The organism is Deinococcus rubellus, assembly GCF_025244745.1.
Taxonomy (GTDB): domain Bacteria; phylum Deinococcota; class Deinococci; order Deinococcales; family Deinococcaceae; genus Deinococcus; species Deinococcus rubellus.
This window is the reverse complement of the sequence record NZ_CP104213.1, coordinates 1,054,304-1,068,862: the sequence shown is the minus strand read 5'-3', so window position 1 is coordinate 1,068,862 and position 14,559 is coordinate 1,054,304. Positions and strand designations below refer to the sequence as shown.

The following is a 14,559-nucleotide window of genomic DNA, read 5'->3' as shown; positions in this document are numbered from 1 at the left end:
TTTAGGTTCAATCAGATTCAGGTATACTGATTCTGTGATCAGCTTAGCGCCGTCCGGTTCACCGATTCTCCCCTGCCCCTCCAGCCGGAAGCGCTCCGCATGACAGAGGCCAAAGTCAGCAGCGAAAAAAGCCAATCCAGGCGTCCGGCCCGGCCCCGCTCCAAGCAGGCTGATACGGCGGCGGGCGCAGTCCAGACAGCAGAGCCGAAAGCCCCTGGCCCGTCCAGAGCGAAGGGGGTGAAGGCGGCGGCTTCCAGCCCGTCTTCCCCGGCGGGCACACGGCCCAGATCGGCCAGCGCCAAACAAGCCAGCCGCAGCCGCGCCGCCACCGGCCCTGGCCTGAGCGACTGGCTGAGCCTGGGCCTGACCCTGCTGCTGGTCACGGCTGCCGCCGCGCTCTACCAGTGGCGGGGCGAGGCGCGGCTGAGTCCTGTGCCAGCGGCCCACAGCCAGCCAGCCCCCGGCACACGGTGAGGCGCGAGTCTGCCTTCCCTCACTGCGCTGCCCACCCCAAGCGCCGTAAGCTAAACGCGTGAGCGCCATTTATCAGCGGGCCAGACCCATCAACTGGGAACAGGTGGTGGGCCAGGAACATGTCAAGGACGTGCTGCGCTCGGCGCTGGAAGCGGGCCGGGTCGGGCACGCCTACCTGTTCTCGGGGCCGCGCGGCGTGGGCAAGACCACCACCGCCCGCCTGATCGCCATGACCGCCAATTGCCAGAGCAGCGGCAAGAAGCCCTGCGGCGAGTGCGAGAGCTGCCTGAGTGTGCGGGCCGGGAACCATCCCGATGTGCTGGAAATCGACGCGGCCAGCAACAACAGCGTGGACGACGTGCGTGATCTGCGCGAGAAGGTAAACCTGAGCGCCATGCGCGGCGGCAAGAAGATCTACATCCTCGATGAAGCGCACATGATGTCGCGGGCCGCTTTCAACGCCCTGCTCAAGACGCTGGAGGAGCCGCCCGAACACGTCGTCTTCATTCTGGCGACCACCGAGCCGGAAAAGATCATCCCGACCATTCTGTCGCGCTGCCAGCACTACCGCTTTCGCCGCCTGACCGCCGAGGAGATCGCCGGGAAGCTGGCCGGACTGGTGGTGCAGGAAGGCGCGCAGGCCGACCCCGACGCCCTGAACCTGATCGGGCGGCTGGCCGACGGGGCCATGCGCGACGGCGAGAGCCTGCTGGAACGGATGCTGGCTGCCGGGCAGTCCATTACCCGCAGCGGGGTGGAGGCGGCGCTGGGCCTGCCGCCTTCCGAGCGGGTGCGCGAGATGACCCGCTCACTGATCAACCTCGACGCCGGGCCGCTGCTGTCGGGTGCGGCGGCGCTCTACCGCGACGGCTACGCGGCCCGCACGGTGGTCGAGGGCCTGGTCGCGGCGCTGGGCGAGGCCCTGCACGCCGAACTGGGACTGGGTGGTGAGCAGTTGGAGGGAGCCGAGGTGCCGCGCCTGCTGAGACTCCAGGCCGCGCTGGACGCCCAGGAAGCCAGATTTAGCCGGGGAGCCGACCTGCTCAGCCTGGAACTGGCACTGACCCACGCCCTGATCGCGGGCGAGGGGAGCCAGGGCAGCGCCGCGCCAGTGGCCCAGGCCAGAAGCAACGTAACCGGACTCACCACCGCCGACGTGGCCCGCCTCTCCCGGCTCGAACAGGAGGTTCGGGCGCTACAGGCGGGCGGGATCAGTACTGCGAGCCGCACGCCGCTGGCCGACTCACCAGAGTCGAGTTCGGGCAGCCGCGCGCCCGCTTCTCCTGGCCCTTCAGCCCCAGTTGCGGCCCGCACCCCCGTGCCCAGTCTCCCAGCTTCACCCGCCGCGCCGGGGGGCGGCAACTGGGCCGATGTGATTAACCTCGCCAAGCTGCAGATGCGGGCCTTTCTCAAGCCCGCCCGGATGCATGCCGAGGCTGGATATGTCAGCCTCAGCTACGACACGCGCGGCAAGTTTCACGCCACCCAGGTCTACCAGAAGTTCGACGAGGTCGGCGCGCTGGTCTTGCGTGTGTTTGGCCCGGTGGTCTTCGAGTTGATCTCACCCGACCACAACCGCAAACTGAAATTGGGCGGGCCGGACAGTCAGGCGGTTCAGCAGACGGCCAGTGCTGCTCCTGAAAGTGCCGTGCCCGCCGCCCAGCGCCCCTTGTCTGCCGAAACCCTGCCGGACGACATTCCCGACTTCGCGCCCAGCGGACGCCGCAGCCCTGCCGCGAGCACCCGCAGCGCCACGCTGACCGCACCCGAGCCAACCGTGCAGGCCGACCCGGTTCCTGATCTGCCCGACTTCGAGCCGAGCGCCCGCGCCCCGCGCCCCGCACCCGCCAAGGCCGAAATCGCCCGGCCTGATCCGGTCCGCCCCGAACCCTTCCCGCCCTCGCCGGACGACGCCGCCCCCGCACCGCTGCCGGACCCGGCCCGGCCCACCCAGCACCATGCCGCCGACCCAGTGGCCGCGCCGCGCCGCACCAATCCCCTGCCAGAAACGGCAGCGCCCGGACGCGAACTCTACATTCCGCTGGAGCCGATCAGCCAGGAACCCGACTGGGACGATCTGGGCGGACCCACCGGGCCGACCGCCCAGGCCAGCGCGGCAGTTCAGCCCGCCGCCCAGCCTGCCACCTGGTCCCAGCCGACACAGCAACTCCAGCCAGCCCAGACCGTTCGGGCGGCCCAACCAACCCAGGCCGCACCTGAACGCACCACCGCGCCCACCCGAGCGGCGGCCAGCGCCCCGGCGGGCGACGTACGTGCCCACCCCAACTACCTGGAGGTCACGCGACTCTTTTCAGGGCGGGTCAAGGAGATCGGCAAGGTCAAGAAGGTGACGGTGGCCGAGAATGACGCCGGGAGCGAGGACGCGGTGGACGAGGCGGACGACGTTCCAGGCACGGCGGGAAGCACGGCGCAGGCTTGAAACAATGATTCGGGCAGAGTCCGGCCCCCTTCATTTCCTCTTGGTCTGTGCCGGTTTGTGTGCTTTCCTCGCCCTTCCCTCATCGCCCGGCGTCGTACCGTGGGGGCATGACGTTTCCGCCTGAGTCGCCTGCCCCCACCGCTTCTCTCACGGCCCGCTCGGACGCCCTCTTCAAGCGCGCCCAGCAGGTCATTCCCGGCGGGGTCAACTCGCCGGTGAGGGCCTTCAAATCGGTGGGCGGCAGTCCGCGCTTCATCGCCCGCGCCGACGGCGCAACGCTGACGGACGCCGACGGCCAGAATTACCTCGACTACATCGGCTCATGGGGACCGATGATCCTGGGCCACAACCACCCGGCAGTGCGCCAGGCCATTCAGGACGCCCTGCCCTTCGGGACCAGCTTCGGCGCACCGAACGAGCGCGAGGTGCTGCTGGCCGAACTCGTCACCCGCCTGACCGGCACCGAGAAGGTCCGGTTTGTCAGCAGCGGCACCGAGGCGACCATGAGCGCTTTGCGGCTGGCGCGCGGCTTCGTCGGTCAGACCGAGCCAGGGCGCAAATACACCCTCAAGTTCCGGGGCAACTATCACGGTCACGCCGACGCCCTGCTGGTGGAGGCGGGCAGCGGCCTGATGACCAATGCGACTTCGCTGGGCGGGGCCGCACCGAGCAGCGCCGGGGTGCCACCCGAGTACGCCGCACTGACCCTGGTGGCCGAATATAACGACGCGGCGGGCCTGGACGACCTGATGGCCCAGCGCGGCCATGAAATCGCTGCCGTGATCTTCGAGCCGGTGGTGGGCAACGCGGGCGTCCTGATTCCCAGCGCCGACTTTCTGGCGGCCCTGCACAGGGTCAGGGGAGCGGGCGCGCTGCTAATCGCCGACGAGGTGATGACCGGCTTCCGGCTCTCGCTGAGCGGCGCGACAGGGCTACTGGGTCTGGAGCCGGACCTGACCTGCTGGGGCAAGATCATCGGCGGCGGCCTCCCGGTGGGTGCGTACGGCGGCAGAAGCGAGATCATGGACTTCGTTTCTCCCCTCGGCCCGGTGTATCAGGCAGGCACGCTGAGCGGCAACCCGCTGGCGATGGCAGCGGGGCTGGCCACCCTGACCGAGCTGGAGCGCGACCCCGGCATCTACACCCAGCTGGAGCGCTACACCGCCGCGCTGGGCGCTGGGCTGAGCGACCTGGCGGCGCAGGCGGGCGTGCCGATCACTGTCAATACCATCGGCAGCATGCTCACCGCCTTTTTTCTGGAAGGCGACGTGCAGCACTACGGGCAGGCGGCCCGCGCCGACACTGCCGCCTTCAGCCAGTGGTTCCGGGCCATGCTCGCCGGTGGCGTCTACTGGGCACCCTCGCAGTTCGAGAGCATCTTCGTCTCGGCGGCCCACACCCCCGCCGACCTCGACTTCACGCTGAGTGCTGCCCAGAGTGCCTTCACCCATCTCAAGGAGCCTGCATGACCATCCTGACCGACCCCAAAGACATCGTGCGGGTCCTGGAAGAAAGCAAGTCGGTGGCCGTCATCGGCTTTCACCCTGACGAGGTGAAGGCGGCCCACTACGTCCCAGAGTACCTGGACCGTCAGGGCTACAAGGTCTACGGCGTCAATCCGGCGCTGGCCTCGCGCCGCGTCTCGGCCTTCGGGCATCCGGTGGTCGGCAGCCTCGCCGAGCTGAACGTGCCGGTGGACGTGGTGGAAGTGTTCCGCCGCAGCGACAAGGTGCGCGAACACCTGCCGGACATTCTGAGCATGAACCCGCTGCCCAGAACGGTCTGGTTGCAACTTGGCATCCGCGACGACGCGGTGGCCGCTGAGCTGAGCGCGCGCGGCATCACGGTGATTCAGGACCGGTGCATGCTGAGCGACCACCGACAGTATTTGTAGCGCTTGGACGGCGCGGTGCAGCCAGCTCAGAGCAGCCCGGTGCGCGTACCTTTGGCCCGGCGGTAGAGCTGCGCCGGGCGGCCCACCCCGCTGCGGCGCTCGCCGCTGGGCGTCAGGATGCCCTGGGCCAGCAGGCGCTTGCGGAAGTTACGCTTGTCGAGTGCCTTGTCCAGAATCGCCTCGTGGACGCCCTGCAACTCCGGCAGGGTGAAGGTTTCCGGCAGAAATTCCAGCGCCAGATTGGCGTACTCCAGCCTGAGTTGCAGCCGCTTGATGGCCCGGCCCAGAATGACCGCGTGATCAAAAGCCAGCGGCGGCGGCGCGTGGGCCGGAAACCAGTCGGCGTGCAGGGTGGTGGCCCCGCCCATCACGTGCACGGTGCCGTGCGGCAGCACCGCCAGATGCGCCACGCTGACGATGCGCCCGCGCGGGTCGCGGCCAATCGCCCCGAAGGTGTAGAACTGCTCGAGGTGGCGCGGCTCCAGCTCGATGCTGGTCTCGTCGCGCAACTCGCGTAGGGCCGCCTCGTGCAGTTCCTCGCCGACATGCACAAAACCGCCGGGCAGCGCCCAGGTTTGCATATGCGGCAGGGTGGCGCGCTCGATGAGCAGGGCGTGCAGGCTACCCTCATGGATGGCGAAGGCCGCCACGTCCACCGCCAGCCCGACCTGGGTGGCCTGCGGCGGCAGACTCAGTGTCACGGCCCGTCCGGGGGCGGCGCGAACTGAACGGCGGGCCGGGCCTGCGGCGCAGCGAGGATAAGTGTATCCATGACACCTTCACTCTAGACGCCCGGACGCGGCACGTCAAACCTCAGCCGCGTCTGAGCGGACAAGTCGGCGGGCTAGGTCAGCGGCTCAATCACGTCTGGGTCTTCCACGCTCAGGGCCGGGGTGGGCAAAAGTGGCGGTCTGGGTACCCGGGAAGCCGGAGCCGGAAGGTCAAAACCCGTCAGCGCAGGCATGATCAAGCTCGGGTCGTCCTGTAACGTGGGCGGCAGGGGGCTGGCAGGGAGTTCGTCCGCCGCGTCCACTGGCCCAGTCAGGCTCAGCCCCCGCACTTCCGGGAACGTCCCCAGCAAGCCTGCCGACCCCAGCAGTCCGGCACTCAGACCAGACGGACCGAGGCTGGAGCCGCCGATGACGCCGCCCGGCGGCAGGCTGGTGGGTCGGGCGTTGCTGGCGCGGGGCGAGCGGCGCGGGGTGGGCGTGGCCACTGTCGGTAGACCTGCCGGACCGATCCCCACCGGACCTGGAGCGGGAAGCGGACCGGGGCCAGCGTCTTCAGTCCGCATACTCAGGTCCCTGGGCACGCTGAGAGCGCGCTCGGCCCGGCTGACGGCGATGTGGGCGCGCAGCAGCTCGGCCACGCTCCACGCCTGGAATGGGCAGCCGCCCGGCGTCAGGTCGGCAGGACTGATCACCTCGCTGACCGATCCCAGCCCCGCTTCCCAGAGGTGGCCGCGCAGCCCGCTGAGCGCAGCGCGCGCCTCGGCCACCCGACCCCGCGCCAGCAGCAGATCGGTGTAGGCCCCCATCAACCAGGGCCAGACGCTGCCCTGGTGGTAGGCCGCGTCGCGCACCAGCTGGTCGCCACCGTAGTTGGCGAGGTAGGCCGGGTCGAGCGGACTGAGGGTCCGCAGCCCCAGTGGAGTCAGCAGTTCGCGGGCCGCCACGTCCAGTGCCGCGTCCATCTGAGCCGGGGTGGCCGGGGTGTCGCGCAGGGCCAGAGCGATCAGCGCGTTGGGCCGCACCTGGGCATTTGAATCGGGACCGCCCAGCCCATCACCCAGGACATCGTAGAGGTAACCATTTGCGGTGTTCCAGAACGCCGAGAACGATGAGCGGGCCAGGCCCAGCACTTCCCCGAACTGGGCCGCCTCGCCCAGCGAGCGCGACAGCCGGGACTCCGCGCCGAGGGCCGCCAGCCACAGCGCCTGAATCTCGACGGCCTTGCCGTGCCGGGGCGTCACCACCCAGTCGTGAATCTTGACGTCCATCCAGGTGAGCTGGGTGCCGGGCAGGCCCGCTAGCAGCAGGCCGTCTTCCCGGTCCAGAGCGATGCCGTACTCGGTGCCGCGCGCGTACTCGCCCACCACCGTGCGGATAATGCCCAGCGCCAGCCGGGTCAGGTCGGCGTTTGCGGCGCGGCGCACCAGCTTTTCCAGGCTGACAATCAGCCACAGCGCGCCGTCCACGGTGTTGTAGTCCGCGCCCTGCCCGTCGTCGAAGAAATTATTGGGAGTCAGGCCGCCGCGCAGCGACGCCGCGAAGGTATCGAGCACGCCCAGCCCTTCCTCGATGCGCCCGGTGCTGAGCATCAGGCCCGGCAGGGCGATCAGGCTGTCGCGGCCCCAGTCGGCGAACCAGGGATACCCGGCGATCACGCTGAGGCTGTCAGTGCTGGCCCGGCGCACCACAAAGGCGTCAGCGGCCACCGCCAGGGTCGCCACCACCTCGTCGGTCACGCCGGACGCCTGCCAGGCCTGCTCGACCAGCCCGGCGCGGCGCTGCGCCTCGGCGGCGTAGGCGGCCCAGGGGTCGTCAATCTGGGTCTCCAGCCCCTCAACGACCAGCGCCAGTCGGTTGAGGCCGGGCCGCAGCCCGATCTCCCAGAAGTCGGTGCGCACCGCCCGCTCGGTGTCGGGCGCGCCGCGCGCTGTATCGAGCCGGAAGTGCAGACGCTGCGGCAGCGGATGCGGGGTCAGGGCGGTCACGGCTGCGCCCCCGGCATGCAGGCGCAGCCGGGTCTGGTGGGCCTCGCCGCGCACCCGCACCTCGTGGCCCAGGCACTCGAATCCAAGTTCGGGGGTCCGGGTATGCACCTGGTGCATGTCGCGGTCCACCAGCACCCCGCCGAGGGTCAGGGTCGCCGTCTGGCCTTCCCGGAGGTGCGGGGCGTCAATCTCGTAGAGCAGCACCAGCGCACCGGAATGCCGGGGCACCAGGCTGCGCCGCCGGATAGTCATTCCCAGGACCAGCTGCTCGCGCTCAGGCAGCAGGTCACGCAGGGTCACGCCGCTGAGCACGCTCAGGCCCTGGCCCTCCAGTGTGCCGGGAGCCACCTCGAAAGCGTGCAGGTCGCTGCGCTGCTCGTCCACCTGAAGGCCTTCCAGGGCCGTCACGAACATCACGCGGCGCTCGCCCGGCGGGCGGTGCGAGACGCTCAGGCCCGAGTAGCAACGGGTCGGCACCCCGGCGGGGCTGCTGAGGGCGAATCCGCCCAGGCCATCGGGCAGCAGCACCTCGCGCGAAAGGTCACGGGCCGCCTGTGGTCCCAGCCGGTAGGTAAAGCGGGGAGCAGTCTCGGCCATCAGTGCGACCAGAGTAGCGCGGAAGGCGCGAGCGGATGTCGGAACCGCCGCCGAAGCGTGGGTTACCTCGCTGCGCTCCGGTAGCGCCGTGCTAAAATAAGGCGTCTGATGAGTCTTCGTGGTTGCCTGGGTGATGATGTCGCCCACACGACGAGACCACCGTTTCAAGACAAGCCGCCCCGCTCGCCACGCAGACAGCGCGGAAGGTAGCAGGGCGCGGCGGAGGTGATGCGCTATAGCGAAAGATCATAAAGTCAACGACCAGATCCGGGTTCGCCAGATTCGCCTGATTGGGGCCGAGGGAGAGCAGATCGGCATCATCGACACCAGAGAAGCCGTGACCATGGCGCGCGAGCAGAATTTAGACCTGGTGATGGTCAGTCCTCAGGCCGTGCCGCCCGTCTGCAAGTTGCTCGACTATGGTCGCTTCCGCTTCGAGCAGCAGCAAAACGAGAAAGACACCCGCAAGCGCGCCCGCTCGCAGGAAGTCAAGGCCATCAAGTTCCGCGTCAAGATCGATGCCAACGATTTCAAGACCAAGACCAACCACGTCAAGCGCTTCCTCGAGGAAGGCCACAAGGTCAAGGTCACGATCATGTTCCGTGGCCGCGAGCGCACCCACCCGGAGCTGGGCGAGCGCATCCTGCACCGGGTCGCCGACACCCTCGCGGAAGTCGGGCAGCCGGAAAGCCCCCCCAACATGATGGGCATGGACATGAACATGATCATGATTCCCAAGGTGGTTCGCAAACCTCTTGAGACTGCTGATCATGAGACGGAGCAGGCCGCTCCAGTAGCTACCGATATGTTGGCTACCGATACGGTCGCCGCCGACATGACTCTCACCAACCCGGCCCCCGCCGAGAACGTGGCCGCACCCGAGCCAGTGAATACTGCACCCGAGCCGGTCACCACCGCGCCCGCCAACGCCTGATTCACACAACCAAGTGAGGTTACAGAAGTCCATCCTGCGGGGTGGGCTTTTTTAGTGGCCTGACTGCGCGGCGGGGGTCTGGAGCAGCACGCTTCTCCCTGACCCCCGCCGTGCGCCTACACCTCCAGCGGCACGTCCACACCCAGTTCGGCCAGCACCGTGCGAATGGCCTGGGCGTCCATGCCCGACAGCGCGTGCACCCGCTCCACGCTGGCGTGTTCCTGGAACTCGTCGGGCACGCCCAGCACCCGCACCGGCACACTGAGGTTCAGGCGGCTGAGTTCTTCCAGCACCGCCGCGCCGAAGCCGCCGACCACGCTGTTGTCCTCCACCGTGATGATGGCGCGGGCCGACATCGCCACCTCGCGCAGCATGGCGGTGTCGAGCGGCTTGACGAAGCGGGCGTTGATCAGGCCCACGTCCGGCAAGTCCTTGAGGGCGCTCTGGGCATACTCCAGTGCCTTGCCCGCCGCCAGCACCACCACTTCATTGCCGCCCTGCAAGCGCTCCCAGGTGCCCCAGGCCAGATCGGGCCAGGTGCCTTCCGGCACGCAGGGGGTGTTGCCGCGCGGGTAGCGGATCGCCACCGGGCCGCCCACCCGCACCGCTTCCTTGAGCATCCCGCGCAGCTCGAAAGCGTCTTTGGGCAGGCCAATCTTCATGCCCGGAATGCTGCGCAGAAACGACAGGTCAAACACACCGTTGTGGGTGGCCCCGTCTGCGCCGACCACGCCTGCCCGGTCAATGGCGAAGATGACCGGCACGTGCTCGATGGCGACGTCGTGCACAACCTGATCGTAGGCCCGCTGGAGAAAGCTGGAGTAAATCGCCACGATGGGCCGCAGCCCCTGAAGGCCCATGCCCGCCGCCGCCGTGACCGCCACTTCCTCGGCAATACCGACGTCGAGGTAGCGCTTGGGATGAACGCGGCTGTATTCCACCAGCCCCGAGCCTTCGCGCATAGCCGGGGTAATCACAAAAATGCGCGGGTCCTGGCTGGCCAGCTCGGTGGCGGCGTCACCGAAAGCATTGCTCCACGAATAGGTTTTCTTGCCTGCCGCGAACTCGTGCGTTACCGGATCGAACTTGGCCGGACCGTGCCACTTGATCGGGTCGGCCTCGGCAAAATCCAAGCCCTTGCCTTTCTTGGTCACCACGTGCAGCAGGGTGGGGCCGTCGAGGTCGAGCAGCTTTTCCATCAGCCAGGCCATTTCGATGACGTCGTGGCCGTCCACTGGCCCCACATAACGCAGCCCCATCGCCGCGAACGGGTTGATGCTGGCCGGGTCGAAGAAATGCCGGGTGCTGCTCTTGGCACGGCTCATCAGCTCGGCCAGCGGCTTGCTGATGGCGCTGACCGCTTTCTTGCCCGCGCCCTCGCCCTCCTGAAACCACTTCTGGACTTGCAGGCCACGCATGAAGCGGTTAATGGCCCCGACATTCTCCGAGATGCTCATCTCGTTGTCGTTGAGCACGATCAGCATGTCGGGTTGTTTGTCGCCGATGGTATTGAGTGCCGCCAGCGCCATGCCGCCAGTCAGCGCGCCGTCACCGATCACGGCGGCCACCTTGTAGTCCTGTCCCAGCGCGTCGCGGGCCATCGCCATGCCCAGCGCGTTGGCCAGACTGGTGCTGGCATGTCCCACCGTGATGGCGTCGTGCGGCGACTCGGACACGCGGGTAAAGCCGGACAGCCCACCTTCTTTTTTGAGGGTATGCATCAGGTGGCGGCGTCCGGTCAGAATCTTGTGGGCGTAGGCCTGGTGGCCCACGTCGAACAGCAACTTGTCGCGCGGCGAGTCGAGCACATAGTGCAGGGCCACGATCAGGTCAGTGGCTCCCAGCGAGGAGGCCAGGTGCAACCCGCCCACGCTGCACACCCGCACGATCTCGTCTCTGAGTTCCTGGGTGAGCTGCGGGAGATGATCCATACTCAGACGCTTGAGGTCTTCAGGCGAAGACACCATGTCGAGCAGCGGCGTGGCGCTGCCCACCGGACCACTCCCTGCCGGACGCAGCCCGGCCAGCGTTGCGGACGCTTTGATCGTCCGGTTCAGCTCGGCGCGGCTGATACCAGAACCGGGCAGCGGGCGCGGCGACTGCAAAGACTGGGGCGACTGGGGGTGGGGCAATTGAAAACTGGGTTTTCTGGCGCTCATCTTGGCCCTCCTGCGGCTAGCCGCCATCAGTTGTTCTTGAAGTTGCGTCCGGTCAGCAGCAGCGCCTCGGCGGTTCGCACGTCGCCCACGTAGGGCGTAAACCAGATGGTCTCAGACGCCGGAAACAGCCCGCCGAGGGTGTCACTGATCTGGCGGTTGACCACCCAGACGCGGTAGGCCTGCCCCGCCACCGTGACCTGGCGCTGGTCGAGCACCTCATAACGGTAAGTAATGGTGCCGGACTGATCGACGGTGCCGTCGTCCGAGCGCAGACGGGCCGTGGTGGTTCCGTTCCAGCTCAACCCCAGTTTCCAGGCGCTCTCGGCGGGCCATTCCTGCCAGGCGGGCGCGAGGGTAACGTTGAGGCCGGGTTTGCGAAAGCCCAGCAGTTTCTGACCGCTGGCGTCGATCTGGCGGTAGGAGGTCTGCTGCGCGCCGCGCCCGGTCAGCTCGAAAGCCGAGACCGGCGCGTCACCGAACACCGTGGGGCCGAGCGCCCTCAGACTGTAGGGCACGCCGCCACTCTCACCTTCCGGCAGGTAGCTCCAGGCCAGCCCGGTTTCCTTCGGGTAAAACGACACGCTGCTGACCGGCGTCTGGGCCGTGATGGGAGCTGCCGCCACCGTCTGCCGGGGCGCGCAACTGCTAAGCAGCGCCCCGGTCAGCAGCGGCGCGAGAATGAAGAGGGGTGGGCGCATCATGCCCTCTAGCATAGCGGGGCCAGCGGCAGCCATTTGTCAGGGTTGTTGAGATATTCTCAAGGCCTCAGACCCAGGGTCGAGATCACCCAGCCCTCCGCCTTCCAGCAGTTCGGGCGGCAGCGGGGGCCAGTCCAGGGTCTGCTCAGCTTGCCCGGCCCAGTTTTCCTTGCCGCTCCACCGCTCGATCCTGAGGGCATAGACGCTGGTGCGCGCGAGTTGCTCGTCGCTGATCGGCTGCATCTCGGCTCCGGGGCGGACCCTGGGAAAGATATGGGCGCACAGACGGTAGAGGGCCTGCCTGGCCTCCTCGCCTTCCAGTTGCCGCGCCTCACCGAACGCAATCACGCTGCGGTACTGCACGCTGAATTCCAGCGGATCGTTGCTCGGCAGAAAACGCCCTATTTCTGAGGTCTCGAAGGTGGCGCGCGCCGAGTTTTCGGTGTTGGCCCTGAGCCGTCCGGCCAGGTTGGAGTGGTAGACGATGTCATGCGTCTCGGGCCGGTAAACGAAACTGGTGGGATTGATAAAGGGAAACGCCTCGCCGTCCTCACCCACCCACAGCGTGCTGATCCGGCAGAGCTGGAGGCGCGCGAGCAGGGCGCGAATCCATTCGTCGTCCCGGCGGTTGAGCGGGCGGCGGCTGGTGGCCGGGTCGCGGACACGCGGGTCGTAGTAAGTCACAGCAGACTCCGGGCGAAATGGTGCGCCGTGATGTCCATACCGGTGCCCAGATACAGCCGGTGGGCCGGGAACCGCTGCACGCCCGAATCGAGGTGCAGGCTCTCGCAGCCGAGCCGCCGCGCCTCGGCCTCAGCCCAGGCCAGCAGGGCGCGGGCATGGCCCCGGCCCCGTGCGGCGGGCACAGTACTCAGATCGTCGATGTAAAGCTGGCGGCCCGAATATAAGAAGTTCAGCACCCGGAAACCACACACCGCCTGCGCCTCCCCTGTCCCGTCGAACGAGGCGGCCAGACGGTAGCCCTGACTGGCCTGTTCGCTCACCCAGGCCTGAAAGCTCTCCGGTGAGGCGAGCGGCGGGCGCTGGCCGCGCAGCTCGAACATGGCGGCGTAGCTGAGTCGAATATCGTTGCCCTGAAGTTCACGAATCGTCATGCGGCAAGTATGGGGTTTGACCAGATCGGAGGTTCAGCCGCCCGGATCGCCGACCAGCCCACAGCTTACCGCCCACGCATCCGCCATCATCGGAGCATGACGTCTTCACCCCGCACGGCCAATGTGGTGGGCAGCGGCCCCAATGGGCTGGCTGCCGCCATCCTGCTGGCCCAAGCTGGCCTGCGCGTGCGCCTGTGGGAAGGCGCGAACACGGCGGGCGGCTCGGTTCGCAACGCTGCACTTACCCTGCCGGGCTTCACCCACGACCTGGGCAGCGCCATTCACCCGCTGGCCGTCAGCAGTCCGTTTTTCCAGACCCTGCCGCTGCACGCCTTCGGGCTGCGCTGGATACAGCCGGAGTTGCCGCTGGCCCATCCGCTGCCCGCTGGGGCGGCGCTGCTTCACCGCAGCCTCGACGAGACTGCCGAGAGCCTGGGCGTCGACGGCCCGCTGTACCACCGCCTGATGGCTCCGCTGGTTGAGCACTGGGACGACCTGATGGGCGAATTTCTCAGGCCGCTGCTGCACCTGCCAGCCCACCCGGTGTTGCTGGCCCGCTTCGGCATTCGCGCTTTGCCGCCCGTGACACTGCTGGCACACCTTTTCCAGACTGAGAAGGCCCGCGCCCTGCTGGGTGGACTGGCGGCCCACAGCGCCCTGCCGCTGACGAGTCCGGCCACCACCGCCTTCGCGCTGATGCTGGGCGGCGCGGCCCACGCGCGCGGCTGGCCGTTTCCGCAGGGCGGGGCACAGTCGCTCGCGGACGCGCTGACCGGGTATTTCAAGTTTCTGGGCGGCGAGGTCACGCTGAACCATCCCGTTCATCACCTGCGCGAGTTACCACCCACCGACCTGACCCTGCTGGACGTAGGGCCGAGAGCGCTGCTGGGCCTGGCCGACTGGCCGGAGCAGTATGCCCGGCGGCTAACTCAGTTTCGCTCCGGCCCCGGAGCCTTCAAGGTGGACTACGCCCTCAGCGGCCCGCTGCCCTGGACCGACCCGCTGGTGGGCCGCGCCGGAACGGTGCATCTGGGCGGCGACCTCGCCAGCCTCACCCGCGCCGAGGCCGCGCCGGGGCAGGGCCGGGTGGCGGCTGAGCCCTATGTGCTGCTGGCCCAGCACACCCCCTTCGACCCCAGCCGCGCCCCGGCGGGCCAGCACACCGTCTGGGCCTACACGCATGTGCCCAACGCCAGCACCGCTGACGCCCTGCCGCAGCTCGAAGCCCAGATCGAGCGTACGGCCCCCGGCTTCTCACGGCTGATCCTGAAGCGGGCCGTCAGTACCCCGGCCACCTTGCAGGCCTGGAATCCCAATCTGGTCGGCGGCGACGTGGGCGGCGGTGCCAACGACCTCTGGCAACTGCTGGCCCGCCCGGTGCTGAGCGCCCAGCCGTACCGCACGCCGGTCAGGGGCGTTTACCTGTGTAGCGCCAGCACCCCGCCGGGCGGGGGCGTTCACGGTATGGCCGGGTACTGGGCGGCGCGGCTGGCGCTGCGGGAACTGCGTTAAGTAGAACAACGTTTATCTTT

11 protein-coding genes and 1 pseudogene are annotated in these 14,559 nt (G+C 68.2%); 6 read left to right on the top strand and 6 right to left on the bottom strand.

The features are described 5' to 3' along the window. Nucleotides 1–99: 99 nt before the first annotated feature. From N0D28_RS05630 to N0D28_RS05615, 4 genes are all read left to right on the top strand, one after another. Complete coding sequence (locus N0D28_RS05630) at nt 100–474, top strand: hypothetical protein (RefSeq protein WP_260561394.1); 375 nt, start codon at nt 100–102, stop codon at nt 472–474. Nucleotides 475–532: 58 nt separating this feature from the next. Continuing rightward, on the top strand, nt 533–2,914 hold the full coding sequence (gene dnaX / locus N0D28_RS05625) for a DNA polymerase III subunit gamma/tau (protein ID WP_260561393.1): 2,382 nt from the start codon (nt 533–535) through the stop codon (nt 2,912–2,914). 107 nt (nt 2,915–3,021) lie between these two features. Beyond that, the gene (gene hemL / locus N0D28_RS05620) at nt 3,022–4,383 is read left to right on the top strand and encodes a glutamate-1-semialdehyde 2,1-aminomutase (protein ID WP_260561392.1); all 1,362 of its coding nucleotides are present in this window, start codon (nt 3,022–3,024) and stop codon (nt 4,381–4,383) included. Continuing rightward, on the top strand, nt 4,380–4,808 hold the full coding sequence (locus N0D28_RS05615; protein ID WP_260561391.1) for a CoA-binding protein: 429 nt from the start codon (nt 4,380–4,382) through the stop codon (nt 4,806–4,808). The genes hemL and N0D28_RS05615 overlap by 4 nt, the downstream gene beginning before the upstream one ends. Before the next feature lie 26 nt (nt 4,809–4,834). On the opposite strand, the gene N0D28_RS05610 is transcribed toward N0D28_RS05615, so the two are convergent. Both N0D28_RS05610 and N0D28_RS05605 read right to left on the bottom strand, forming a co-directional pair. Next, nucleotides 4,835–5,509 (bottom strand): NUDIX hydrolase, encoded by a 675-nt coding sequence (locus N0D28_RS05610; RefSeq protein ID WP_260561390.1) that lies wholly within the window; start codon nt 5,507–5,509, stop codon nt 4,835–4,837. A 143-nt stretch (nt 5,510–5,652) separates the two neighbouring features. Then, nucleotides 5,653–8,121, bottom strand: a complete 2,469-nt coding sequence (locus tag N0D28_RS05605) for an amylo-alpha-1,6-glucosidase (RefSeq protein ID WP_260561389.1) — start codon at nt 8,119–8,121, stop codon at nt 5,653–5,655. 235 nt (nt 8,122–8,356) lie between these two features. On the opposite strand from N0D28_RS05605, the pseudogene infC reads away from it, so the two are divergent. Continuing rightward, nucleotides 8,357–8,911: pseudogene (gene infC, locus N0D28_RS05600) on the top strand (translation initiation factor IF-3); the annotation flags it as partial. A gap of 260 nt (nt 8,912–9,171) precedes the next feature. Here infC and dxs read toward each other — a convergent pair. The 4 genes from dxs to N0D28_RS05580 form a co-directional block, all read right to left on the bottom strand. Next, nucleotides 9,172–11,022 (bottom strand): 1-deoxy-D-xylulose-5-phosphate synthase, encoded by a 1,851-nt coding sequence (gene dxs, locus N0D28_RS05595; RefSeq protein WP_260561840.1) that lies wholly within the window; start codon nt 11,020–11,022, stop codon nt 9,172–9,174. A 218-nt stretch (nt 11,023–11,240) separates the two neighbouring features. Continuing rightward, the gene (locus N0D28_RS05590) at nt 11,241–11,915 is read right to left on the bottom strand and encodes a hypothetical protein (protein WP_260561388.1); all 675 of its coding nucleotides are present in this window, start codon (nt 11,913–11,915) and stop codon (nt 11,241–11,243) included. 36 nt (nt 11,916–11,951) lie between these two features. Further along, on the bottom strand, nt 11,952–12,596 hold the full coding sequence (locus N0D28_RS05585) for a pyridoxamine 5'-phosphate oxidase family protein (RefSeq protein WP_260561387.1): 645 nt from the start codon (nt 12,594–12,596) through the stop codon (nt 11,952–11,954). After that, entirely contained in the window at nt 12,593–13,027 is a 435-nt protein-coding gene (locus N0D28_RS05580; protein ID WP_260561386.1) for a GNAT family N-acetyltransferase, read from the bottom strand. Before N0D28_RS05580 ends, N0D28_RS05585 begins: the two co-directional genes overlap by 4 nt. Before the next feature lie 96 nt (nt 13,028–13,123). On the opposite strand from N0D28_RS05580, the gene N0D28_RS05575 reads away from it, so the two are divergent. Then, nucleotides 13,124–14,539 (top strand): phytoene desaturase family protein, encoded by a 1,416-nt coding sequence (locus tag N0D28_RS05575; RefSeq protein ID WP_260561385.1) that lies wholly within the window; start codon nt 13,124–13,126, stop codon nt 14,537–14,539. Nucleotides 14,540–14,559 lie beyond the last annotated feature (20 nt).

What these genes read in the sequence shown, in the direction of transcription:
- N0D28_RS05630 (WP_260561394.1), top strand. Translation starts at nt 100, where the DNA reads ATGACAGAGGCCAAAGTCAGCAGCGAAAAAAGCCAATCCAGGCGTCCG.
- hemL (WP_260561392.1), top strand. Translation starts at nt 3,022, where the DNA reads ATGACGTTTCCGCCTGAGTCGCCTGCCCCCACCGCTTCTCTCACGGCC.
- N0D28_RS05615 (WP_260561391.1), top strand. Translation starts at nt 4,380, where the DNA reads ATGACCATCCTGACCGACCCCAAAGACATCGTGCGGGTCCTGGAAGAA.
- N0D28_RS05605 (WP_260561389.1), bottom strand. Translation starts at nt 8,121, where the DNA reads ATGGCCGAGACTGCTCCCCGCTTTACCTACCGGCTGGGACCACAGGCG.
- dxs (WP_260561840.1), bottom strand. Translation starts at nt 11,022, where the DNA reads ATGGTGTCTTCGCCTGAAGACCTCAAGCGTCTGAGTATGGATCATCTC.
- N0D28_RS05590 (WP_260561388.1), bottom strand. Translation starts at nt 11,915, where the DNA reads ATGATGCGCCCACCCCTCTTCATTCTCGCGCCGCTGCTGACCGGGGCG.
- N0D28_RS05580 (WP_260561386.1), bottom strand. Translation starts at nt 13,027, where the DNA reads ATGACGATTCGTGAACTTCAGGGCAACGATATTCGACTCAGCTACGCC.
- N0D28_RS05575 (WP_260561385.1), top strand. Translation starts at nt 13,124, where the DNA reads ATGACGTCTTCACCCCGCACGGCCAATGTGGTGGGCAGCGGCCCCAAT.